At 33.6% G+C, this 24,689-nt stretch carries 23 protein-coding genes and 1 pseudogene; 10 read left to right on the top strand and 14 right to left on the bottom strand.

Going from position 1 to position 24,689, the window contains the following annotated elements:
• Positions 1 to 75: 75 nt before the first annotated feature.
• Complete coding sequence (locus CVO_RS03835) at positions 76 to 1,347, top strand: MFS transporter (RefSeq protein ID WP_159570089.1); 1,272 nt, start codon at positions 76 to 78, stop codon at positions 1,345 to 1,347.
• Here CVO_RS03835 and CVO_RS03830 read toward each other — a convergent pair.
• Positions 1,328 to 2,632, bottom strand: coding sequence for a lysophospholipid acyltransferase family protein (locus CVO_RS03830; RefSeq protein ID WP_241691006.1), 1,305 nt, complete (start codon positions 2,630 to 2,632; stop codon positions 1,328 to 1,330). The two genes, CVO_RS03835 and CVO_RS03830, sit on opposite strands and share 20 nt — an antisense overlap.
• A gap of 73 nt (positions 2,633 to 2,705) precedes the next feature.
• On the opposite strand from CVO_RS03830, the gene pgsA reads away from it, so the two are divergent.
• The 3 genes from pgsA to CVO_RS03815 are packed head-to-tail and all read left to right on the top strand — an operon-like array spanning position 2,706 to position 4,987.
• Positions 2,706 to 3,257 carry a CDP-diacylglycerol--glycerol-3-phosphate 3-phosphatidyltransferase gene (gene pgsA, locus CVO_RS03825; protein WP_152299476.1) on the top strand — a complete coding sequence of 184 codons (552 nt, stop codon included), beginning with the start codon at positions 2,706 to 2,708 and terminating at the stop codon, positions 3,255 to 3,257.
• Positions 3,257 to 4,309, top strand: coding sequence for an RIP metalloprotease RseP (gene rseP / locus CVO_RS03820; RefSeq protein WP_159570087.1), 1,053 nt, complete (start codon positions 3,257 to 3,259; stop codon positions 4,307 to 4,309). The genes pgsA and rseP overlap by 1 nt, the downstream gene beginning before the upstream one ends.
• A 3-nt stretch (positions 4,310 to 4,312) precedes the next feature.
• Positions 4,313 to 4,987 (top strand): YggS family pyridoxal phosphate-dependent enzyme, encoded by a 675-nt coding sequence (locus CVO_RS03815; RefSeq protein WP_159570085.1) that lies wholly within the window; start codon positions 4,313 to 4,315, stop codon positions 4,985 to 4,987.
• 29 nt (positions 4,988 to 5,016) lie between these two features.
• Here CVO_RS03815 and CVO_RS03810 read toward each other — a convergent pair whose 3' ends face one another.
• A complete protein-coding gene (locus CVO_RS03810; RefSeq protein WP_159570083.1) occupies positions 5,017 to 5,775 on the bottom strand; it encodes a carbonic anhydrase in 759 nt (252 codons plus the stop codon).
• 66 nt (positions 5,776 to 5,841) lie between these two features.
• Complete coding sequence (locus CVO_RS03805) at positions 5,842 to 6,513, bottom strand: tRNA-uridine aminocarboxypropyltransferase (protein ID WP_159570081.1); 672 nt, start codon at positions 6,511 to 6,513, stop codon at positions 5,842 to 5,844.
• A 26-nt stretch (positions 6,514 to 6,539) separates the two neighbouring features.
• On the opposite strand from CVO_RS03805, the gene CVO_RS03800 reads away from it, so the two are divergent.
• Entirely contained in the window at positions 6,540 to 7,808 is a 1,269-nt protein-coding gene (locus CVO_RS03800) for a BaiN/RdsA family NAD(P)/FAD-dependent oxidoreductase (RefSeq protein WP_159570079.1), read from the top strand.
• Here the strand turns inward: CVO_RS03800 and CVO_RS03795 are convergent.
• A complete protein-coding gene (locus CVO_RS03795) occupies positions 7,792 to 8,343 on the bottom strand; it encodes a thiamine phosphate synthase (RefSeq protein WP_152299482.1) in 552 nt (183 codons plus the stop codon). The genes CVO_RS03800 and CVO_RS03795 overlap by 17 nt on opposite strands.
• A gap of 203 nt (positions 8,344 to 8,546) precedes the next feature.
• Between CVO_RS03795 and CVO_RS03790 the strand changes: the two are divergent.
• The 3 genes and pseudogenes from CVO_RS03790 (at position 8,547) to CVO_RS03775 (ending at position 13,227) form a co-directional block, all read left to right on the top strand.
• Positions 8,547 to 10,814: pseudogene (locus CVO_RS03790) on the top strand (ribonucleoside triphosphate reductase).
• Positions 10,777 to 11,478: an anaerobic ribonucleoside-triphosphate reductase activating protein gene (locus CVO_RS03780; protein ID WP_159570076.1), complete on the top strand. Its 702-nt coding sequence runs from the start codon at positions 10,777 to 10,779 to the stop codon at positions 11,476 to 11,478. Before CVO_RS03790 ends, CVO_RS03780 begins: the two are co-directional and overlap by 38 nt.
• A 45-nt stretch (positions 11,479 to 11,523) precedes the next feature.
• Positions 11,524 to 13,227, top strand: coding sequence for a ferredoxin-like domain-containing protein (locus CVO_RS03775; RefSeq protein WP_159570074.1), 1,704 nt, complete (start codon positions 11,524 to 11,526; stop codon positions 13,225 to 13,227).
• Here CVO_RS03775 and CVO_RS03770 read toward each other — a convergent pair.
• The 9 genes from CVO_RS03770 to CVO_RS03730 all read right to left on the bottom strand — a co-directional run bounded on the left by CVO_RS03770 (position 13,214) and on the right by CVO_RS03730 (position 22,072).
• Complete coding sequence (locus CVO_RS03770; RefSeq protein WP_152299487.1) at positions 13,214 to 13,891, bottom strand: response regulator transcription factor; 678 nt, start codon at positions 13,889 to 13,891, stop codon at positions 13,214 to 13,216. The genes CVO_RS03775 and CVO_RS03770 overlap by 14 nt on opposite strands.
• 1 nt (position 13,892) lies before the next feature.
• A complete protein-coding gene (locus CVO_RS03765; RefSeq protein WP_159570072.1) occupies positions 13,893 to 15,092 on the bottom strand; it encodes a PAS domain-containing sensor histidine kinase in 1,200 nt (399 codons plus the stop codon).
• Positions 15,093 to 15,098: 6 nt separating this feature from the next.
• Positions 15,099 to 17,819, bottom strand: coding sequence for a DNA polymerase I (gene polA, locus CVO_RS03760; protein ID WP_159572116.1), 2,721 nt, complete (start codon positions 17,817 to 17,819; stop codon positions 15,099 to 15,101).
• Positions 17,820 to 17,896: 77 nt separating this feature from the next.
• Positions 17,897 to 18,610: a sulfite exporter TauE/SafE family protein gene (locus CVO_RS03755; protein WP_159570069.1), complete on the bottom strand. Its 714-nt coding sequence runs from the start codon at positions 18,608 to 18,610 to the stop codon at positions 17,897 to 17,899.
• 9 nt (positions 18,611 to 18,619) lie between these two features.
• Positions 18,620 to 19,126 (bottom strand): hypothetical protein, encoded by a 507-nt coding sequence (locus CVO_RS03750; RefSeq protein WP_152299490.1) that lies wholly within the window; start codon positions 19,124 to 19,126, stop codon positions 18,620 to 18,622.
• 58 nt (positions 19,127 to 19,184) lie between these two features.
• Positions 19,185 to 19,658 carry an HD domain-containing protein gene (locus CVO_RS03745; protein ID WP_159570066.1) on the bottom strand — a complete coding sequence of 158 codons (474 nt, stop codon included), beginning with the start codon at positions 19,656 to 19,658 and terminating at the stop codon, positions 19,185 to 19,187.
• The gene (locus CVO_RS03740; protein WP_159570064.1) at positions 19,655 to 20,482 is read right to left on the bottom strand and encodes a tyrosine-type recombinase/integrase; all 828 of its coding nucleotides are present in this window, start codon (positions 20,480 to 20,482) and stop codon (positions 19,655 to 19,657) included. The genes CVO_RS03745 and CVO_RS03740 overlap by 4 nt, the downstream gene beginning before the upstream one ends.
• 2 nt (positions 20,483 to 20,484) lie before the next feature.
• Positions 20,485 to 21,480, bottom strand: a complete 996-nt coding sequence (locus CVO_RS03735) for a hypothetical protein (protein ID WP_159570062.1) — start codon at positions 21,478 to 21,480, stop codon at positions 20,485 to 20,487.
• A gap of 4 nt (positions 21,481 to 21,484) precedes the next feature.
• Positions 21,485 to 22,072, bottom strand: a complete 588-nt coding sequence (locus CVO_RS03730) for a tetratricopeptide repeat protein (RefSeq protein WP_159570060.1) — start codon at positions 22,070 to 22,072, stop codon at positions 21,485 to 21,487.
• Between the two features lie 127 nt (positions 22,073 to 22,199).
• Between CVO_RS03730 and gatC the strand changes: the two genes are divergently transcribed.
• Positions 22,200 to 22,490: an Asp-tRNA(Asn)/Glu-tRNA(Gln) amidotransferase subunit GatC gene (gatC, locus tag CVO_RS03725; protein WP_152299495.1), complete on the top strand. Its 291-nt coding sequence runs from the start codon at positions 22,200 to 22,202 to the stop codon at positions 22,488 to 22,490.
• A gap of 58 nt (positions 22,491 to 22,548) precedes the next feature.
• Positions 22,549 to 23,631, top strand: a complete 1,083-nt coding sequence (locus tag CVO_RS03720; RefSeq protein WP_152299496.1) for a type IV pilus twitching motility protein PilT — start codon at positions 22,549 to 22,551, stop codon at positions 23,629 to 23,631.
• Between the two features lie 31 nt (positions 23,632 to 23,662).
• Here CVO_RS03720 and CVO_RS03715 read toward each other — a convergent pair whose 3' ends face one another.
• Positions 23,663 to 24,676, bottom strand: a complete 1,014-nt coding sequence (locus tag CVO_RS03715) for an SAM-dependent methyltransferase (RefSeq protein ID WP_159570058.1) — start codon at positions 24,674 to 24,676, stop codon at positions 23,663 to 23,665.
• Between the last annotated feature and the right edge of the window lie 13 nt (positions 24,677 to 24,689).

The following is a 24,689-nucleotide window of genomic DNA, read 5'->3' as shown; positions in this document are numbered from 1 at the left end:
ACTATTCTATCATTTATTTTATCCAATCTCATCTTTTGTGGTAAAATTGGTGCGAAATTAAAAGAGGCGGCATCTATGCAAGAGAGTAAAAAAACCATCTACTCGTGGGCACTTTACGACTGGGCGAACTCTGCATACGCAACAACCGTTATGGCAGGCTTTTTCCCACTCTTTTTCAAATCATACTACAGTGCAGATGTAGCGGTTACCACTAGTACCGCCCATCTTGGGATTGCCAGCTCAATATCGAGCCTTGTAATCGTGCTTATCGCTCCGCTCCTGGGCTCTATTGCGGATGTTCACTCTCTTAAAAAAAGATATCTTTTCCTATTTGCTTATCTCGGCATATTGATGAGCGCAATGCTCTCTCTTGTTGGAGTAGGAGAGTGGCAGGCGGCACTTTTTATATATATTCTAGGCAATATAGGTTTTATGGGCTCAAACATATTTTATGACGGGCTTTTAAAATCCGTCTCAACCAAAAAAAGTGTCGATTTTGTCTCGGGGCTTGGCTTTTCGCTCGGCTATCTCGGCGGGGGAGTACTCTTTAGCATAAATGTCTGGATGTTTCAGGATTTTGAATTTTTTGGGTTTGAAAACCAAGCCGCTGCCATAAAAGCATCATTCGTAAGTGTCGCGCTCTGGTGGGCGCTCTTCTCCATCCCCCTCCTTCTGTTCGTAAAGGAGGACAAAAGCACCAACGCAGCTGCAACGACAAAACTAAAAGATGGATATTTACGACTAAAAAAAACTTTCTCTAAGATCAGGCAGCTTAGACATCTATCCCTCTTTTTAGTAGCCTACTGGCTCTACATAGACGGCGTAGATACAATTATCAGGATGGCGGTAGATTACGGAATGGCGCTTGGATTTGACTCTTCAAACCTTATTTTAGCTCTTTTACTTGTTCAGTTTGTCGGATTTCCCGCAACGCTTCTCTTTACTAAAATATCTGAAATCATGGGCACAAAGGGTGCGATTTATCTTGCCATCGCTATCTATCTATTTATAATTATATGGGCGGCTCAGATGATGGAGGTTTGGGAATTTTATATGCTTGCAGTGATGATCGCTCTTGTTCAAGGCGGTATTCAGGCACTTAGCCGCTCATACTACTCAAGGATGATTCCAGAGGGATACTCCGCCGAGTTTTTCGGTTTTTACAACTTTATAGGCAAATTTGCGGCGATTTTCGGACCTCTTCTTATAGCCATTGTAGCACTTGTATCCCAAAACTCAAGAGTATCTATCGCCTCTATCTCTATTTTGTTTATTATAGGCGCAATTCTGCTCTACTTCGTAGATGAGAAAAAAGGAGAAAAAGAGCTCAAAGATGCTCTTTTCTAGAGCGTTTAAGCTCGCGCTCTATAGCATCTCTAACTCTCTTTACTATCTCGCCATACTCCATAGAGTGCGGCTCTATAGGCTCTAAAAATGTCACCCTTATTTTTCTTGGTCTTGGGAAAAGCATTCCTGCTCTAAGTGCTTCAAAACTGCCGTCAATTACAACTGGGATGATGGGTGTCTTAAATGTTTTAGAGAGCATAGCAAAGTATGGTCTAAACTCCAAAAGTTCTCTATCTCTTGTTCTAGCCCCCTCAGGAAAAATCACTAGATTATTTCCGCTTCTTATAGGAAGTGCGCAGTAGATCATCGTCTCTTTAAGGTTTTCGTTTGCATCTATCAAGATGGTCTGTCCATGTTTTGCAATAGGCTTTAAGAGTTTTGTACCAAAGACCTGTTTATATGCCAGAAAAAAGGTTTTTTTTAAAGTTTTGTACGGCAATGCGGACTCTATCAAAAATCCGTCAAGCATACTCTGATGTGAAGGCGCTATTATGCATGCCTTTGATGAAATATTTTCAATCCCTCTGACTTCAAAGCGAAAATATAACCTAAAAAACGGATAAAGAAGAGTCTTATATAGAGACATAATAAAAGGAGAGTATACTAGTTTTTCACTGCTTTGCTCTCTTAGCAGTTCATCCCATTCTGGTTTGACAACTCCTATCTTTTTTGCATTGACTTTTATGTAACTATAGAGTGACTCAAGTTTCATAATTTTTGAGAAAGCAGCTTCATCTATTTTTACTCCAAAACTCTCTTCAATAAAAACAAAAAGCTCTACATAATTAAGCGAATCAAGTTCAAGGTCAAGTTCGAGATGAGAAGATGGCAAGATCTCTTTTTTAGTCAAAGTTGCTATATATGATTTTAAAATTTTATATACCTCATCACTGGGTTCATCTTGAGTTGAAATATTATCGTTTTTATCTGATACAAGAAATTCTTTAAGCACCGTCTTGTCAATCTCGCCTGATTTTGTCTTTACAAGCGGTTTTGTTAAAATTTTATAGCCCTTTACCTTCTCTTGCTCAAGAGCTTTCATATTGTAAAGCTCAATTGCATACCATTTTATCTCATCTTCTATATTTATAATTTTTGCTTCTTTTAAAGCATTAAAATCAGGATAAACAAATGCAAAAGGATAACCATTAAATATAATTACTCCAATCTCATCAATAAACGAAGTATAAGATAATATCTTCTCCTCTATTTTATGTAAATCCATCTTTTCTCTTAATTCTAAATTTTTAAATCTATAGTATCCAAGATGCAAATCTATTGTCAAGCATAATTATAATATCAAGCCTAAATTAAGAGCCAAAAAGTTAAAATACACCAATAAATAAATAAGGTAATTTTTGTTAAATCTTCCTAATATACTAGCGTTTTCACGCATTTTTTTAGCACCGTTTATGTTTTGGGTTATTTTGAATCCCGACTATTTTACTGACAATGGTTACCATATAACATGGAACTACTACTTTGCTTCGCTTCTTTTTGTGCTGGCAAGTGTTACGGACTTTTTTGACGGTTACATCGCAAGAGAGTGGAATCAGATGACAATGCTTGGTGCCATTATTGATCCTCTTGCTGATAAGATGCTTATAATTGCCGCATTTTTAGGGCTTATGATGATAGGAGAAGCAAATGCATGGGCTATCTACATTATCATCATCCGCGAGCTTTTTATAACCGGAATCCGCACCGTAGCCGTAAGTGAGGGGTTAAGCGTAAAAGCATCATGGGCAGGAAAGGTAAAAACCGTTGTACAGATGATTGCCATCGGATTTTTGCTTATGCACTGGCCCCTTGGAAGTGAACTTCTCTGGTTGGCAGTCGTGCTCACGCTCTACTCAGGCTTTGAATATCTTTGGGAGTTTAGAAGAGCACTCTTGGGAGTTAAAAAGTAATGAGTTTTATAGTATCTCTTTTAGTTCTATCTGCACTTATATTTTTTCATGAATTAGGACACTATTTTGCAGCCCGCGCGATGGGTGTTTATATTGAAACTTTCAGTATTGGTTTTGGACGAAAAATAGCTTCTTTTCATAAATGGGGCACTGAATGGAAATTAGCACTTTTTCCTCTTGGCGGTTATGTCAAAATGAAAGGACAAGATGATAGTGATCCCTCTAAAAAAAGTTATGATATAGACAGTTACAATGTAAAAACACCATCTCAAAAGATATTTATTCTTCTAGCAGGTCCTCTTGCAAACTTTGTTTTAGCATTTTTTCTCTACTTTATAATAGCTTTAGGCGGACCAAATATTCTTTCACCTGTAATTGGCGAAGTTGTAAAAGATTCTCCCGCTTTTGTTGCAGGATTAGAAACAAATGACACCATTCGTTCCATTAACGGCGTAGAAATCACTACATGGAAAGAGATGGCAGAAATTATTGAAAAATCAGAAGGTTCTTTAAATATAGAACTTGAGAGAGCAGGATATATTCACTTTATAACACTTATGCCAAAAATCACGCAGACAACAAATATGTTTAACGAAGTGATTGAGAAGAAGATGATTGGAATCGGCAGTGCAGGAGTTTCTCATAAACTTGAATTGAACCCAGGCGAAACACTCTCCTATGCAACTGATCAAACCATTCAAGCATCGAGTCTTATTTTTACAGGACTTAAAAAACTCATTGTCGGAGAAGTGCCGGCAAAAGAGCTTGGAGGTGTTATATCTATAGTAAAACTTACTTCCGACGCGACAGATGCGGGCTGGATGAGTGTTCTTTTTTTTGCTGCTCTTATATCTGTAAATCTTGGCGTTTTAAATCTGCTTCCCATTCCGGCACTTGACGGCGGGCATATAATGTTTAATCTTTATGAGCTTATACTTAGAAGAGAGGTAAGCGAAGAGATTATGATAAAGCTGACTATTGCAGGATGGGTAATTCTCTTTTCACTTATGGGGCTTGGAATTTACAACGATATAAATAGACTAATAGGATAAAAAATGAATGACGAAGAATACAAAATTTATATAGATGATATTATCAGACGGGTTGAGTCTGCAAGAGTTAAATTTAGCGAATATCAGATTATTAAAATTGTTGCAATTAGCAAATACTCTACAACCAAAGAGATAGAAAAATTATATAGAATTGGTCAAAGAGCTTTTGGGGAGAACAAAGTTCAAGATCTAAGAGCAAAAAGCAGTGAGCTTGAAGACCTGCCGCTGGAGTGGCACTTTGTAGGAAATCTGCAAAAAAACAAGATAAACAACCTTCTGGACATCAACCCTGCTCTTTTTCATGGACTTGATTCGCTAGAGCTTGCACATGAGCTGCAAAAGAAACTTGAAGCAAGAGAGATGACACTGGAGGCGCTTCTTCAGATAAACTCTGCAAAAGAGGAGTCCAAACACGGCGTAATGCCAGAAGATGCGGTTGCAATTTACAACCAGATAAAAAAAGAGTGTCCAAATATCCACTTAAGAGGCGTTATGAGCATCGGTGCGCATACCGAAGATAAAGCGGTAATAAAAAAGAGTTTTGAGACAACTTATGACATCTATAAGCAGTTAGATGGTGCTACGATCTGTTCTATGGGGATGAGCGGTGATTTTGAGCTGGCTATCGAGTGCGGTTCAAATATGGTTCGTCTCGGCTCAATAATGTTTAATAAGTAACTCTCCCCTTAAGAGGAGAGTTATTACTTCTACTCTATTACTTTTCTAGCGTTAATAGGCTGGATCGGTCTGTTGTTAGCGTGATGGAAAGTATCTAAAAACTCTTTTGTCTGCCCCTTTGAGATAGTAGAGTAGTTTTTAAGAACAAGCCATCTGACACCCTCGCTGCACGGCGGAGTCGTTAATGAACCGTTAAATCTGTAGTAATCTTTATCTTCTGGCAAAAGCGCATTTACTTCATCCGCAGAGATACTCAAAGACTCTTTGCCACCAGCTTTCTTAGGCATTTTAGCCCACACTTTTTTTAGAAACGGATTTTCTGCTCCGTCTTCGAACATCAACCCTACAACCGCTAAAGAGCCATCTTTTGTTGCATGAACAAAGTGACCTTCAAGAGGGAACTCTTTGCCGTCTATCTGATTCTCACTTGGTGTGTGAAAGTGGAACTGAATAAGCGGAAACTTGATACTATCTACAGTAATACTGCTTCCCGCATCAAAATTAACCTGAATAGTATGACCGTTGTTTATCACAGATGATATACCTGTCTTATAGTCAAACCCGATCTTCTGCATATTCTCTGCTTCAACAGTTACTTCTGAAGTAATATTTATAGGAGATTGGCTTTTACCATCTTTACACATACTGTAATCAGCAGAAAGTGTGCCCCAGTTATCAGGACCTTCGTGTCCGGTATATCCCCAGTGAGTTGCTCCCTCTGATGCTAAAAGAGCTGTACTTAAAAGTAGAGCCGCTATACTGCTTCCTAGAACTTTACATAGTTTCATTTATGAACCTTTATTATAAGAAATTTTTATTTATAAATTATATCATTAAAATTTAAAACAATATAATTAATTAATATTTTTTTCTCTATATCTTACTGCATTTCTAAATGAATTTTCTATACACTCTATTTGATAATCAATCATTTTATAAAATGGATTTAAAAATTTATCTAAATCATCTTTATGGAGACTCTCAATCTCCCATTTTTTCAAAAGTTCCAAAACTATTAAAGTTGACTCTATTGTTGATAAACAGTACTCAGCAGGCTGCTCTTTTATCTTAAACTGTGAAACTCTTGATGTTTCAAAACTTATATGTTTTATATTTTGCAAATTTTTAGACTCTCTTATCATCTTAAGCGAACATGCCCAAGTCGAATCTATAATAAATATTGCCATATCTTTTGTATTATCAATATTTTTTTCAAAATCTCTGCTTTTCACACTTATATTAATGGCATCTTTTGATGGATAAAGTATATAACTTTGATATGTTGAGATTATCTCATTTATAGCACCATTGTTTGTAAAATCAATGCCAACAAAAAGTTCTGAGTTTTTAAGAGACAGGTGAGTTAAATGCCCCGTACCGTTTTTTACTTTTTTAAACTCTTTTGGATGCATAAGTATTACAAACTTTGTCTTTGTCTCTATAGGATTAACATATCCGCACATGCATGAACTTTTGGGTCTGTAACAACTATAACACTTCTCTCTATCACCATAATATGTTTTCATAAAGCGAATTATACTAAAATTGCGCTATGAAATTAAAACAGAGATATGACCTTATAGTTGTCGGTGCCGGTGCGGCGGGAATAATTGCAGCAATAACTGCAGCAAGATTGAATGATAAAGTTTTACTTTTAGAAAAACTGCCCCAAATAGCCTCAAAACTAAAAGCTACAGGAGGCGGACGCTGTAACCTGACAAACACTCTGAACAATGAAGAGTTCATGTCAAAATTTGGGCGTAACGGCCGCTTTATGCAAGATGCTTTAAAAGAGTTTGATTATAAAACACTTATAAACTTTTTTAAAGAGATAGGAGTGGATACTCATGCGCCTGATGGTTTTAGGGTTTTTCCAACCTCGCACAACTCATCAACAATCATATCTGCTCTTATAGATGAGATGCAAAGAGTCGGTGTAGAGGTTTTGGTATCGCAAAGAGTCGAAAAGCTTTTAGTTATAAATAATCAAATAAGCGGTATTCAAACTACAAATAATATTTTTAACACAAAAAGAGTCATTGTAGCAACTGGCGGGCTTGGATACCCTACTCTCGGAGCTGATGGAGATGGATATAAAATGGCACAAGAGCTTGGGCACAAAGTTACCCAGCTGTACCCGGCTATGATGCCGCTTTATACAAAAGAGAAGTGGGTTAAAAATTGCAGAGCTGACACAATAGCCAAAGTTGAACTTAGAGTTGATATGAAAAAACAGAGCAAAATAAAGGTATACGGAGATCTTATTTTTACAAAAAACGGTATACGCGGTCCGGTCGTGCTTGACGCGGCAAGAGATTTAACCCCGCTTTTAGAAAAATACGGCGAAGTGCCAATTTTGTTAAACTTCACAAAAGGGATGAATGAAGAGCAAATAACAAAGTATTTAAAAGAACTGTTTTCAAAAGCTCCACACTTAACTATACTTGAACTTGTAAACACTCTTCTCCCTCTTGAGCTTTCAAATGAAATCTGCAAACTGGCAGGAGTAGAAGCTCATTTATCATACAAAAAAATAGCAGGAGAACAAAGAGCAAAACTTATAAATCTTCTTGCCTGGACACCGCTGACAGTTATAGGGCATGAAGGCTTTAAGATGGCTATGATAACCCGCGGCGGAGTTGATTTAAGAGAGATAAACCCAAAAACAATGCAGAGCAAAATAGTAGATGGATTATACTTTTGCGGAGAAATCTTAAATCTTGACGGTCCATGTGGAGGCTATAATCTCCAATGGAGCTTTGCAAGCGGCTATCTTGCAGGTGCAAGTTTTAGTAAAAATACCTTTATTGAAAATATCTAATTGAAGCAAAACCATACGCTTTTGTTTTGGCAATAAGATCTATTTGCGCCTTTTCTACAATACCTCCAAGGGCAAAAACTTTTATATCACATATATTTAAAAGCTTTTTTAAATCATCTATCCCTTTTGGTTCACCTTTTCCCGGAGAAGAAAATATAGGGCTGTATGTAACTGCATCAGCACCAAGTTTTTGAGCCTGTAAAACTTCCATATAAGTATGCGTGCTAACAATAACTTCCAGTCCCAATTCTTTAGCACTTTCAATCTCTTCAAACTGGGTAGAAGTAAGATGAATGCCTGTTGCATTTAACTCCTTTGCCAGTTTTGTATTTTGATGTATAAAACTTTTAATATTTTCAAATTCTGAACAAGTTTTTACGAAATCCGCAGCCTGTTTGTCATAATTTTTATTTAGTTTATCTCTGTAAAGAGCATAATGCGGCTTGTGTTTTTTAAACTGTTTTTGTAAAATTGAACAAAAACTTTCTGAATTATTTGTATAAAATTCTTTGGAAGTTATAAGATATTTTTTCATTGTTTCTCCCATATATTTTATAATTTTTATCACTGAAACAGTTATATCAAATTTTTAAAATTTTTTTACTTTTTTTACTATATTAAAATTATACCCTGTGACAATTAATAGAGCTTTTAGTGACGCAAAAGTGACATATTTTATTATAAGTTTTTAACTTCTTATCTTATAAACTGCGTAAATTATTTTAAAGAGGAGCTATCATGGTTGAAAATATTTTAAAAAGAGATGGCACATATAAAGAATTTTTACCTTTTAAAATTGAAGATGCTGTCAAAAAAGCTTTCAAGTCTCAAAATATTACTTATGATAGTTCTGTATTTTTCAATGTTCTTGACGACTTGAAGACAAGAAGAGTCGTTGCTGTTGAAGATGTACAAGATTTAATCGAAAAAGAGCTTTATAAAGCTAGATATTATGATGTTATGAAATCTTTTATGGTTTATCGCCATACTCATAAAATGCAAAGAGAGCATATGCTCGATGAAGATACGACATACATTAGCTCTACTCAAACTATAGAAGAGTATATTGGCGGAACAGATTGGCGCATAAAGGCCAATTCAAACACCGGTTACTCTAATGCAGGTCTTGTCAATAACACCGCAGGTAAAGTAATCGCAAACTACTGGCTTGATAAAATATATTCAAAAGAGGAAGGGTATGCTCATCGCAATGGTGACTACCATATCCACGACCTCGACTGTCTTACTGGATATTGTGCAGGCTGGAGTTTAAGAGTATTGCTTGATGAAGGTTTTAACGGAGTAAGAGGAAGAGTTGAAAGCGGTGCGCCTAAACATTTTCGTGAAGCACTGGGTCAAATGGCAAACTTCTTAGGTATCTTGCAAAGTGAATGGGCGGGTGCACAGGCATTTAGTTCTTTTGATACATATCTGGCACCTTATGCATTTAAAGATAAACTCTCTTTTTATGACATTAAAAAAGCTGTTAGAAGTTTTGTGTACAACTTAAATGTACCTGCACGCTGGGGTCAATCGCCATTTACAAATATTACGATAGACTGGACAGTTCCTGCTGACTTAAAAGACCAAACACCGACATCAAATCAGCAGCATCTTTTTAAAGATCTTCTTGACAGCGAACTTGAAGAAGAGGCAAAACACAGAGGTGCAAAATCTCTTGAAGAGATGACATACAAACATTTTCAAACAGAGATGAATCTCATTAACAAAGCCTACTACGAAATTATGACTGAGGGTGACTTGACAGGTCAGCCCTTTACATTTCCGATTCCGACAGTAAACATTACTGAGGACTTTGACTGGTATGGCGAAAATACAGATATTTTGTTTGAAAACACTGCAAAAGTAGGTTCGTCATACTTTCAAAACTTTATCGGTTCACAATTCAAAAGAGATGAGAATGGAAACTTAGTAGAGAATCCTGAAGCATACAAACCAGGGCATGTTCGTTCAATGTGCTGCCGCTTGCAATTAGATTTGCGTGAGCTTCTCAAGCGTGGCGGCGGCTTATTCGGCTCAGCTGAGATGACTGGTTCAATCGGTGTTGTTACTATCAATATGGCCCGTTTAGGTTTTCTCTACAAAGGTGATAAAGAAGCTCTTTATAAACGCTTAGACGAACTTATGGAAATGGCAAAATCTACACTTGAGAAGAAGCGAGTATTTATCCAAGATATGTATGATAGAGGTCTTTTCCCATATACTAAACGCTACTTGCCAGGATTTAGAAATCACTTCTCAACCATTGGTGTCAATGGTATGAATGAGATGATTAGAAATTTCACAAGCGATAGCTATGATATAGCAGACAAGCGCGGAGAAGAATTTGCAATTGAGCTTCTTGAACATATCCGTGACAGAATGGTTGAGTTTCAAGAAGAAACAGGAAATCTTTACAATCTAGAAGCAACTCCTGCTGAAGGAACAACTTATAGATTTGCTAAAGAGGATAAAAAACGATACGGGGATTCTATTATTCAAGCAGGCATGGGAGAAAACATCTACTATACAAACTCATCTCAAATTCCTGTTGATTTAACAGATGACCCGTTTAAAGCTTTGGATTTACAAGATGATTTACAGTGTAAATATACGGGAGGAACGGTACTTCACCTCTATATGAAAGAGGCTATAAGTTCAACAGAAGCTTGTAGAAAACTGGTTAAAAATGTAATTTCTAACTATAGACTGCCTTACATTACAGTAACTCCGTTATTCTCTGTTTGTCCTAAACATGGATATATTCCAGGAGAACATGAGTATTGTCCGAAATGTGATGAAGAGCTTTTAAGCGAAATCACAGTCGCATCTTAATAAAGGAGGTGAAAAAAAATGAGTAAAAATGAAGCTTTAGCTATGTTAAAAGACAAAAGACAAAAGTGTATCGTTTACACAAGAGTTATGGGTTATCACAGACCTGTTGAGAGTTTTAATGTAGGGAAAACTGGTGAGCACAAACAGAGAAAACAATTCGCTGAGTGCTAAGGTTATATATGATTTAACATCATTCACCCACTTGGATTATCCAGACCACCTATCATGTATAGTGTGGTTTAGTGGGTGCAATATGCGATGTGATTACTGCTACAACAAAGATATAGTTTTTGCCAAAGATGGGAAGTACAGCTATGAAAATATTCTCGATTTTTTAAAAACAAGAGTTGGTCTGCTTGAAGCAGTTGTTTTATCTGGCGGTGAAGCCACAACACATGATTTAATCCCATTTTGCCGCAAGATAAAACAACTTGGATTTAAAATAAAATTAGATACTAATGGAACAAATTTTTTAATTGTAAAAGAGCTTGTTGCACTAAATCTTTTGGATTATGTGGCACTTGACTACAAAGCTCCAGAAGCAAAATTTACACAAATAACACACTCTAACAGATATGATGAATTTTCTCAAACTCTTGATTTTTTGATAAAAAGCAAATTACCATTTGAAGCCAGAACTACGATTCATAATGATTTATTAGATGCTGATGATATTAATAAAATTATAGATGATTTAAAAAAACGCGGTTATAAAAACAGCTACTATATTCAAGAATTTTTGGATACAGGTTCTAATATTGGAAATCTTCAAACTCCAAAATTTAAATTTGACAGATCACTTCTACAAAATGATATCAATATCGTTTATAGATAATAAATATACATAGAATTTATTTTAATTATTAGCTAAAATACAGATATGGAAAATAAACTAAACAAGAGAGAGCGTTATAAAGCTCAATTAAAACCAATAGATTATTATAAAGATTTTGAAAATATAGATTTTGAAAATCTTGGAGAGGGAGATAGATTTTATCTTCAAGATTTCGGAATATTTAATACCGATTTTTTAGAAGATGAATTTACTCTGCGTATTCGTGTTCCAGGCGGCAGAATCAGCACTGAACAATTTCAAAAAATAGCAGATATTGTGCAAGAGTATGATTTAACGATTATTTTAACTGCAAGAGGCGGAATACAGCTTCATGACATAGAAGCTGACAATGTTTTAGAAATTCATAAACGCATAAATGCTCTTGGCATTTCTACATGGCAGAGTTTTGGTGACAATGTTAGAAATATAGTTACAGACCCGTATGATGGCTGCGGGATATATTCTGAGATTGAAGTTTATCCTATTGTGCTGCAAATGCAAGATTATATTGTAAAAAATCCTCGCTATGTAGGTATGCTTCCTCGCCGTATATCAGTAGGAATATCTGGCAATCGTGCAAATGTTACCTCTTTTTTTGCAAATGACATCTATTTTGCACTCGCAAAAAAAGAGAATCAGTTAGGTTTTAATGTCTACATGGGCGGTAAAAATACAGAAGTAGCGCAAAGTGCCGATATCTTTTTGCAAAAAGATGAAGTATTTGATTTTTTTAAAGCTTTTATTGAAGCATTCTATCTTCACGGCTCCAGATTTTCTAGAGCTAAAACCCGTATTTTTCATATGATTGAAGATATTGGAATGGATGGTTTGAAAGCTTTTATCCAAAAAGAGTACAAAAAAGATTTTCAGGGTGAAGGGGAACTTATACTAGAAAAAAAAGAGTTCTCTAAATTTCATAAACTCAAAGATAAAAGATTTGGCTTTTGTTATCAAACTGATTTTTCAAGACTTACAGCTGACGAGATAAAAGATATTGCTCTATATGCAACAAAAAATAGTGCAGAGATTAGATTTGGTATAGATCAAAATATCTATATTATCGGTTTAAAAGAGCCCTCAACCACTCTTAACTCTCCTGCCCTTAGTGAAACCATAATTGCATGTGCGGGTAATCTTTGCCCCTACGCTGTTTGGAGTATCAAGGATGAAACAAGCTATCTTCCCTTAGAAAAGATAAATAAATATCGCATACAAGTCGGCTTCTCTGGTTGTGCTAAAGGTTGCGGAAGACATAGACATACTGATATAGGTCTTATCGGATTAAAAACAAATAATTTCGGAGACACAGAAGGAGGAGCTAGAGTTTTTCTTGGAGCTCTGCATTCAGATGGAAAATCAGTCAGCAGGCAGCTCTTTTCAATGGTTCCTTTTGTTCATCTACATAAAGTACTCTCACTTATTATAGACCTTTTTGAAAAAAGTGGATATACAAATTTTGAAGAGTATGCAAATGATATTTTAATTCACTACTCTGAAGATTTTTTATCTTTATGGATTCTTGCAAATCTTGAAACAAATAGCTATATATTACTGCCAAAACTAGAAAATATGCAAAATTTTGAATATGAAAAAAAGCTGCTTAAAGAAGAGTTTGAAGATTTGGATTTTTGGCAATATGTAGATAATAGTTTTTTTGACGCTGTTAGTTATTTATCTAAAAAACTTTGGACAGTAGAGGGAGAAGACCCTCACTACAAACCGAAAATTCAAAGAACTAATTTTCGCTAAAAGAGAGTTGATAACCAACTCCTTTTACATTTTTTATCAATTTTTTTGAGGTCTTTGCTCTAAAGCGTCTTATAAAAGTTCTTACTCTCTCATCACTGACATTTTCACCCCATAACTCTTCTTTGATTATACTGTCGTCTACTACTCTGTTTTGATTATCTAACAATAACCATAAAAATTTTGTTTCATTTTTTGAAAGAGGAACGAATCTCTCATTTTTATAGAGAGAGTTTGTAGTTTTATTAAATACAAAACCTTCATTTAAATTTACCAGTTTAGTGCTAAGTCTTGGAGCAATGCTGCTGATATAATCTAGTAGTTCATCTATATCAAATGGCTTTAAAAAATATTTTGTAATTCCTATATCAATAGCACTAAACAACTTCTCTTTTTCACTAAAAGCACTAAGTATAATAATTGGTATTTTTGGATTAATCCGCTTTAACTCTTTTGCCATATCAAGTCCTGAAAGACGAGGCATCATAATATCTGTTATAACAATATCAGGCTTTGTTTTTTTAAAAAGCTCTATACCGTTAATGCCGTCTGTAGCAAGTATAAAACTATGAAAATTATCACCAATAGCCTCTTTTAAAAGCCTTGCAAGATTTTCCTCATCTTCTACAAATAAAACTTTAATATCTTTTAATGATCTGTTTTTCATTTTAATCCAGTGGAATTTTTATACTAAATATTGTTGTATATTTTTTAGTTTTTACATCAAGTGTGCCGTTTAATCCCTGCTCACAGATCATCCTTGACATAAACAACCCTAACCCGGTACCGCGGCTTTTATGTTTTGTAGTAAAATAGGGTTCAAAAATCTTTTCTAAATTCTCTTTTGCTATTCCGCCGGCATTATCTTGCACCTCTATTACTGCAAAATTATTCTCTTTTTTAGTAATTATACTTATTTCTCTTAAAAGAATACTATTGTATATAAATGCATCTTTTGAATTATTGACTAAATTTATTATGACTTGAGTAAGCTCATTTGTAATACCAAGAACTTCTATATCTTCAAAATTTGTTTTAACAGTTATCATCTCATCATCTATAATGCTTTCTAAGAGTACAAGAGACTCTCTTATGCTGTCACTAATATTAAAATAGTGTTTTTCTTTATGAGGATTAAAAAAGTTTGTAAAATCATCTATTGTTTCTGACATATTTCTAATAATATGTTTACTCTCAGTATAAAATTTTGACACACCATCTTCACTATTATTTTGAAAAGCTTTTTTTATGTTAAACATTGCCAGACTAAGCTCAGTAAGCGGTTGTCTCCATTGATGAGCTATATTTGCAAGCATTTGACCAAGACTTGCATGTCGTGATTGCCAAAACATAACACGCTGTCTCTCCTCATTTTTTGCTATTTCATCTTGTACACGCTCTTCTAGTGTTTGATTTAACTCTTTTAACTCTCTTGTCTTCTCTTCTACTATCTTTTCAAGACTCTTGTTTAACTCTTCATACTCTATCTCTTTTTTTTGAAGTTCTTCTCTTAAAACTATTTCTTTGGTTGTATCATAGCGTATTGCTACATATTCGATAATATTCTCATTTTTATCTAAAATAGGAATGATTGTAGTGTTTACATAAAATGTAGAGCCATCTTTAGCTAAATTTTTAAGAGTATCTTTATATACTTTTTTATACTTTATTGTTTCCCATAAAAGTTTATATATTTTATCCTCAACATCTGGATGTCTGATAATATTATGATTTTGTCCTATCAGTTCATTTTTTGTATAACCGCTTATATTGCAAAATTCATCATTGACAAAGGTTATAACTCCATTTATATCTGTCTTAGAAATAATATTGCTTTTTTCTATAGCTTCTTTATACTGTTTCAACATAGAACACTACTTTAACTCACTCCAGTTGTCACCGATGTTTAAACTGGCTTTTAATGGAATTTTTAACTCAGTGATACTTTCCATTATCTCTTTAAATCTCTCTCCTAAAACTTCAGCTTCAGATTCATCTACTTCAAAAATAAGTTCATCATGAATTTGCAAAAGCATCTTAGCCTTTAAATCCTCATCTACAATTGTTTTATGGATTTTATTCATACTTAGTTTTATAATATCAGAGACACTTCCTTGAAATACACTGTTTACAGACTCTCTCTCATAAGCAGCTTTTAACATCGGTGAAGCATTTTCATAATCAAAATATCTACGGCGTTTTAATATTGTTTCAATATATCCAAACTCTTTTGAAAAATCTACAATAGAGCGAAAATATGCTCTAACAGTAGGAAAACTGTTGAAATATTTTTCTATTATCTCTTTTGCTTCTTTTGTACTAATACCAAGTGTATCTGATAACTTTTTTTGCCCCATGCCATAAAGCAAACCAAAATTTACAGTTTTTGCAGTACTTCTTTTTTCAGCCGCCTCTTCTTCGCCAAATAGAGCTATCGCTGTCTGCATATGTATATCTCTGTCATGATTAAATGCATCAATCAAAACTTTGTCCTGCGAAAAATGAGCCAATAGTCTAAGCTCTATCTGGGAGTAGTCTATCCCTATAAGTTTTTTACCTTTGCCTGCAACAAAAGCTTCTCTTATCTTTGTTCCGAGCTCTGTTCTTGTAGGTATATTTTGAAGATTTGGATTTTTTGAACTTAATCGTCCTGTCGCTGTTCCTGTTTGAACAAAAGATGTATGAACACGGCTCCTCTTATCTTCACGGCTTAGTTTTAGCAAAGGCTCTATATATGTTGAAGAGAGCTTATAAACTTCACGATACTCTAAAAGATAAGAGATAATTTTATGTTCATCTTTTAAAGAGTTTAAAACCTGCTCATTTGTTGAGTAGCCTGTTTTTGTTTTTTTTCCAGTCGGAAGCTCAAGTTCTTCAAAAAGTATAACACCTAGCTGCTGTGTTGAATTGATGTTAAACTCTCTTCCTGCCAATTTGTAAATATCTTTTGTTAAACGGTTTAAAGTATCTTTTACCTCAACAAGAAACTGCTCTAAAAAGGAGCTGTTTACCTCTATGCCTTCTTTCTCCATCTTAAGTAGTGTTGTAATAAAAGGGAATTCAACCTCTAGAGCCTCTTGAATAAGATGCGCAGCATTTTGAAGCTCTAACTCTTCTAAAAGCAGATGATAGAGTTTTAGTGTAATAATAGCATCTTCAGCAGCATACTTACATGCGTTTTCAAGCTCAACCGCAGCAAAAGTTTCACCTTTTTTAACAGTATCTTTATAAGAAATCATTTTATGATTCAAAAGTTTGTCGGCTAATTTATCAAGAGATAGTGCATTTTCTGGATTTACTAACCAAGCAAGTATCATAGAATCGGCAAAGATAGATAAGCTATCATCATTTAAAAATCTGCTTACAAAATGCAGATCAAATTTTATGTTATGTCCAACCACTTTTGAATCAAATATTTTTCTTATAGCTTTTGCAGCATCATCTCTGCTTATCTGTTCAGGTACGCCAAGATAAAAGTGAGCGATTGGAACATAATAGGATTCTGTATTGTTAAAACTGAAGCTAAAACCGACCAAAGAGTCATTTTCATAATCAAGACCCGTTGTTTCCGTATCAAAAGCAATAATTGTATCTTTGTCAATAAAACTCAAAATCCTATCTAACTCTTTTGCATTTGTTAATAGTATGGTTTTAAAATCTAGTTTTTTGGAGTTTTGTATCTCTTTTTCTATTTTTTTAACTGCTTCTTGATGTGTTTCATGACTAACCATATTTTTAGCATGCAGAGTTCTTAAAATACCGTTTTGCTCATATTTTACAAGCTCATCATATATATTTAAAAAAGGGTGTTCTACATCCATTTTATAATCTTCAAAATCAAAATTATCAAAAACATTATCTTTAAGGGTTACCAGCTCTTTTGACATATAAGCAGCATACTTAGATTCAATAAGTTTTTTTTGAAGACTTGGCGGTTTAATGTTTTCTATATTTGCGTAAATATTATCTAAACTTTCATACTCCGCTAAAAGCTTCTGTGCTCCAACTTTTCCTATACCTTTAACACCTGGTATATTGTCAGCCGAATCACCAAGAATTGCTTGATAATCTATAAATTGTTTGGGAGTGATGCCATATTTATCTAAACAACCATCTTCATCCATAACCTTTTTCTTAATAGGATCCACTAAAACGACTCTGCCGTCATCTATAAGCTGAAAAAGATCTTTATCATGAGAAACCACTCTGACATTGTAACCCTTCTCTTTAGCGAAGTGTACAACTGTTGCTATCATATCATCAGCTTCATATCCAACTTTGCCAAGAGTTTTATACCCCATCTTATCTATCCACTCTATTGCAATTGGAAGCTGCATAGTCAACTCCTCAGGAGGAGCTTTACGATGTGCTTTATAATTTGAGTCTATTTCATTTCTAAATGTGGGTCCTACAGAATCAATGGCAAAAATCAGATAATCACTATCATGCTGTTTTTGAAGCGTAGAGATAAAGTTTATAAAACCTGTTAATAGTCCTGTTGGAAATCCATCTCTGTTTTTAAGATATTGCGGAAGTGCATAAAAACTACGAAAGAAAAAACCAAAAGTATCAATTACCGTAACTGTTTTACTTATTTTTTTATTATCAACTATTGAACTTTTCAAACCTGATACCTTTTTTAACGCTTATTATAGCAAGATATACAAAAAGTTTATTGAGTGTGACACTCTGTCAATGTTTTATCTGCCCTGACTATATAATCATATCCGTCATAAACTGTATATAAACCATAAAGAATAACGGCAAAAGAGGAGAGACTCATCATTATATTTCTAAAGTTTGTTGCACTTGAGAGAGATGCCAAAAAACCAAGAGAAAACATAGCAGGAATAGTACTTAATCCAAATATAGCCATAACTAAAGCACCATAAAATGGATCTGCAGTACTTGCTGCAGTTATAGCAAAAAAGTATACAAATCCACATGGCAAAAGACCATTTAGCATACCAAGAACAAAAAAACTAAAATTTGACTCGGAGCTTAACACCTTTTTGAATGCGTTTTTATAAATGGATGACGATGAAAATGAGTGCTCTACAAGTGTTAAAAATTTTATTTTTCCCATTAAAGATAACCCGGCAAGGATCATTGCAACTCCAGCGATTATAAGCATCATTCCATTTGCAGTGTTGTTAAATGTGACAACACCGCCCAATGCTCCAAATATTGCGCCAAGAACTGAATATGTAAAAACTCTGCCTAATGAGTAAAGAAGATGAGCCGTACTTTGAGAAACCTTAGAACTTTTTGGATCAATTTTAATTGTTGTATATGCTAAAACAATACCACCGCACATTCCAATACAATGACCAAAAGAGCCTAAAAATGCAATACTTATAATGCTCATAATATTTACTGTTTCCATATTAAGTTGTCAATCTCCCAAAAGCTGTTTTTTTATATGAGGATTACGCAAAGTTTCACCTCTTAGAACTCGTAAACGCATTGTATCAAAATTTATATATCCATCAACAGCTTTTTCATAAGCACCAAAGCCATATCCCATTGGTGTATCATCTGTTAGAGAAAAATAAGCTTTTCTTGCATCTACCCACTCTTTAGTGTCTCTGCTCATAACCCAAATTTTTGCACTATCTTTAAACTCTTTATCCTCTAGCCATTTTACAAATCCACCGTGATCATGAAAAAACCAACATTTGCCGTTTTTAATAACCACCTGTGAAGCATCGCGCAAATCTTCTATAACCATACCACATTCACTATCTTGATAAAACCCTTCTTGCATCTTGACTGGCAGCTGCTTTATATTTCCCTCATACACAACAATCATTCTTTTTGATGATGCTAAAAATAAAAAGAGCGATACAATCAGTATAACTGCAACTATTACTATTAAAAAAGGAATAAATTTTTTTATCATTGTCTTAACCTTAAAATAAATTAAACTTAATGTTAATTTTGCCATATTTATGCTTAAATTATCTTCTTTTCTTTCCTTTGCCTAAATCATCAAATTTGATAAATTTAGCTAAATCTTTTTTAATTTTTGGATTTAAAGAGTCCCATATCTTTTTTTTCTTTCTATATCTGGGCAAATCCTCTTTTTTGCTCTTTTGCAAATCCCTTATAAGATAGTGATAACGAACTATAAGTTTAGTGTAATCACTGATAAAAAACCAATTTTTTATTATATTATAACTTCTCTCTTCATGATCAGTAAAACTATATTCACCAAATTTTATATCCTCTTCATCTTTTTTATAAGCAACAAAAGGTTTTCCAATATCATGCAAAAGTCCGGCAGCAAAAAATTTAAAATTTCTAGTTTTTAATATATAGTATGTAACTCGAAGCGTATGAATCAAAATTCCATGTTGATGCCATTTATTTTGAACAAAGAAGAGTGATTCCAAAAATGCTCTGGAAAAAAAACTGTTATTTACTTTGTTCATTTCTGCTCCTTTGACATAGGATGACAAACCTGAACAGTCTCTTTTAAATTCTGTTTTTGTATATGTGTGTAAATCTGTGTAGTCAAAAGAGATGCATGCCCCAGCAGCTCTTGCACTACTCTCAAATCAGCTCCTCCGGTTATAAGCGATGTTGCATAAGAGTGACGCAACACATGCGGAGATACTCCTAAATATTTTTGAGTTATTTTATATGCTGATATACGGCTAAGTTTCTCACCTTTGTAATTAGACCAAATAAACAAAGTATCTTTTTTCTTCTCATTTAAATAATTTTCTATAGCCATTATAGCTACTTTTGCTATTGGAACCATACGCTCTTTTTCGCCTTTAGCATGTCTTATATGAAGCCATTCACCATCAATATCTTCTCTTCTTAAAGCCAAACACTCACTTATTCTGGTTCCTGATGCATATAAAAAAAGTATCAGCGCGTAATCACGAAGACCTAAAAAAGTGCTTCTGTCTATTTGGTTTAATGAATTTTGTATCTCTTCGTATGAAAGAAATTTTGGAAGAAGTTTTGGGATTTTTGAAAACTTAAATTTTGTTTTTTCTGTTGAAAATTGATTTTTATAACAAAAATCAAAAAAAGCATTTACAGAAGATAACTTTCTATTTAAAGTTCTTTTGTTTTTATAAATACTAAGAGCATTCAAAAGAGAATTTGAATCTAATGTTATAAGCGGCTTGTGAAGAGTTTCTTCAAGAGCGATTAAATCACTTTTATATGCCCCAACACTTTTTTTGCTAAGAGCCTTTATAATACTTACATACTCTATAAAAGCTTCCAGCTCATTTGACATTATTACTCTACCGAAATATATTTATTATCCACAAAAAATATTTTATCATCTATATAGACATAACCATCATCTATATCAACTTCGTATACTGTGTATTTTAATAAATCTTTTGAAATTTCTATAATATATCCCTCTTTTTCCAAAACATAGAGCTTGTCACCACTTATTATCATCCCTAAAAAATGAGCAAACGGAAACTTTAATTTTGCATTTTGCTGAAGATCTGAAGTTAATGAGATTATCTCACCCTGTTTTGTAGCCAAATATATGCTTTTATCATCAGCTACAATATTTCTTATATCATAAGCCGATCTGATCTCTTTTTGTGACAATGAAAGTATTTTATGTCCTGTTGCCGCAATAATTTTATTATCTATAAGATTAAAATATATAACATTATTAAAGTGCTTCTCACTACTGACTATTACACTTCTTAGTTTTTTCTTTTCTTTTGAGTTAATAATAACTATTTTTCCATCAAGAGTTGAAAAAATAACCAAATCATCTTTAAAATAAGGTTTTACAATTTTTGAATTAACAACTATTGGTGCTTCACCTTGCTCTTTTAACAACAAAGACTTACTTGCTATAGAGTAAAGAGCCATCTCATTGTTTGAAAATAGTACAGCCAAAAGATCATTCTTTACGCTTGCCGTTGCTATAGTTCTCTTTAGATCAAACTCTTCTGTCATATTTCTATCAGCAGCATATACAAGTGTTAAATTTCCATCAATGCTAGAACTAAGAATCCAGCCGTCACTGTAGCCTAAAAGTTTATGGGTTTTTGGAATCTTTATATCTATAACTTTTTTATCTACCAATACTTTGTGATTTTCTACCAATGCAGCATTAGCTGAAATATCATTGATTGTTACATTACTATCCCCAAAATATTTCCAATCATCTTGAACAAAAACCGGCTTATATACCTCTTTAGAGCTGCATGCACTAAAAACAATAACCGTAAAAAGTAATAAAATATAAAATAAAATTTTCAAAGTATCACTCTATTCCATAGTGCATAAGAGCTGCCACTATGTTTTTTAAAGAAGACTCTTTTGAAACTTTTAAGAGTTTGTTTTTAGCCTCATTGATTTTATTTTCCTTGATAAGCATCACGGCAGCCTGAACCAGTGCCAAATCTTTATATATAGCATCTTGTTTTGAAGCATAATTTTCAAGAGAAGCAGGATCTTGCGCTAATTCATATTTTACCAAATCACTTACAATCAATGTTTTTGAATTTTTTAAACTTTTAATTGTTTGAAACTCTTTATTTGCAATTGCTTGAGAATAAATCCATACATCATGTAAATTTGGACTCAATTCTTTGAGTTCATTAAGTGCAGCACTATTCTTTGGATCTGCTTGAAGATTAAAAAATGCAATATTAGCAGCTTCAATTTTACTCTCTTTATTAGCAGTATATGCTATATTTGCACCAACAATTACCACTACTGTAATTACTGAAGCTATCATCAATTTTTTATATTTTTTAATAAATCTCTCAGTCATTACCGCTTTTTCAAAAAACTTTTCTTCAGAGTTTAATTCCTCTTTTACCATCTTTATATTCTCTTGTAAGCTCAAAAAAAATCCTTCTTTTACATAATTATTAAAAAGTTCAAAATAATATCGTATACTTTGTTAAAGTTTCATCAAATAGATAGATTTTTTTTGCTACAATATTTGCAAATTAATATGCAAAGGTTGTTATATGCAAGTAGATGATGCACTATTAACAAGATTGGAAAAATTATCTTTTTTAAAAATTTCAGATGATAAAAGAGCTGAGATTGTAGAGCAGCTCTCTGAAATTGTGAGTTTTGTTGATAATTTAAGTGAGTTAAATACAGATAATGTTGATGATAAATTTGCTATGAATGATGAATCAACTTTTCTAAGAGAAGATATACCTTTATGCGATAAACAAGTAAATGATGCTATTCTTAAAAATGCACCTTTAAGTGCTGATCACTTTTTTATTGTTCCTAAGATAATTGAATAACAGTTTGTTGTATTGATAGTGTGTAATTTTAATTTAATAGAAAAAAGGAAATATTGTTATGGACAATGAAACAAATCAACAAATAGAGATAAAGAAACTGCTTAAGAGTGTTTTACATTTTGATTCTTCAGATTTACATCTTGTTCCTGGAAGTGAACCGCAAATCAGAATTGATAAATCGCTTAAACCTTTAAATCTTCCTGTATTAAGTGCTACTGAAATAGAAAAAATGGCTTATGCTCTTATAGAAGATAAACAAAAGAAAATTTTTGAAGAAAAAAATGAACTTGACTTCTCTTTTGAATTAGAAAATGTTGGCCGTTTTCGTGCAAATTATTATCAAACAATTGGTGGTATAGCTTGTGCGTTTCGTATGATTCCTTTAGATATACCGCCACTTGAAAAATTTAATAACAATCCGATTTTCAAAGAACTTGTTAAAAGAGAAAAAGGTTTAATTCTTGTAACAGGACCTACCGGCAGCGGTAAATCAACTACTTTGGCATCAATGCTTCATGAAATCAATTTAACACAAAACAAACATATCATAACAATTGAAGATCCTGTTGAGTTTATGCATACAAATATAAAATCACTCTTTTCTCAACGAGAAGTTGGTCAAAATACAAACTCATTTGCAACAGCGCTTAAATTTGCATTAAGACAAGATCCTGATGTTATTCTTATTGGGGAAATGAGGGATAAAGAGACAATTGCAGCTGCGTTGACTGCTGCTGAAACAGGTCATATTGTTTTTGCTACGCTTCATACAAACTCAGCTTCTTCAACAATTAACCGTATTATCGATGTTTTTCCATCCGGAGAACAAGCACAAGTAAGAGCGCAACTTGCATCTTCTCTTATCTCTGTTATATCACAATCTCTTATGCCAAGAATCAGCGGTGGTATAGTTGCAACACAAGAGGTGCTTATATCAAATCCAGCTATTCAAAATCTTATAAGAGAGGATAAAGTTCACCAAATCTATTCTCAAATGCAGCTAAATCAAACTGAAACAAATATGACTACACAAACTGACCAGCTCTTAAATCTTCTGCGTAAGAAAGTCATTACAAAAGAGACTGCAATCACAGCTTCAAACAGACCTGAAGAGTTTATAAAAATAATTAATAATATGTAAAAATCTTTGACATCTAAAACATGTCAAAGATCTACTTTTTTCTAAACCTTATCATTTTAAAGCGTTCGCCTAAAAAATTTGGCATTATCAATATTTTTACTTTTTCCAACTCTTGTTTATAAAGCTTCTCTTCTACATTTGCTTTTAGTATCTCAAGCAGTTCTAAAATACCCATCTCAACAAGAGCACTCATCTGAGCCTTCAGCTCTATAAACTCTACGCCCGCCTCTTCATAAGCATCTTTTACATGAGCAAATGTGACATCATATGTTATATCAAATTTTGCAAAGAGTTCCTCTTTATTTATCTTCTCATCTTCATTCTCTGTGAGAAAAAATGGAATCACTTCATGTTTTGCATAAACTCTCAGCGAGAAATCAGGACGCGCCTGCATCTCTCCATAATCAAAACTTATAAACTCAAACTTCTTACATGCAGATGCCATGCTTAAAGCAAACTCTTCATATCCGATAGCTATCTCGCCTCTATCTTTGTGATATTTCTGTGCCTTGTTTTTTACCCATTTATCATCTAAATCAAAGATGACTTCATGTCCATCTACTCTTGCACTTTTTCCTTTAAAATATAATTCACAAGGAAATGCATCAAATATTTCGTTTGCTATAAAAAAAGCATTTTCGCACTTTAATTCACTCAAAGATTTATAGTGTGTAAGAGAAACAACATCACCAAAACTCTCTTTAAAATAATTTTTTTGAAACTCCTGAAGTGCATCAAATCTCTCTATAATAACAAACTTCAGGCTATCTAAAAGCTTTGGTCTTAGAGTATATATAAACTCTATTATATCTGCTAAAAAATAACCGTGATGCGCACCGATTTCACAAACAACGCCATCTTCTTTTAAAAACCCTTCATCAACTAAAGAGATAATATGTTTTGCAATGGTACCGCCAAAAAATTTGCTCGTACTGACCGCTGTGTAAAAATCTCCGCTTTTGCCTATATTTTTATAAGTAGCATAATATCCATCTTTTCCATAGAGCCACTCACTCATATAATCACTAAATTTACGACTCGCCATTTACCGCCTTAGT

It is taken from the genome of Sulfurimonas sp. CVO (assembly GCF_009883775.1).
In the GTDB taxonomy this organism is placed as follows: Bacteria; Campylobacterota; Campylobacteria; order Campylobacterales; family Sulfurimonadaceae; genus Sulfurimonas; species Sulfurimonas xiamenensis.
This window is presented reverse-complemented; position numbering and strand designations above follow the sequence as displayed.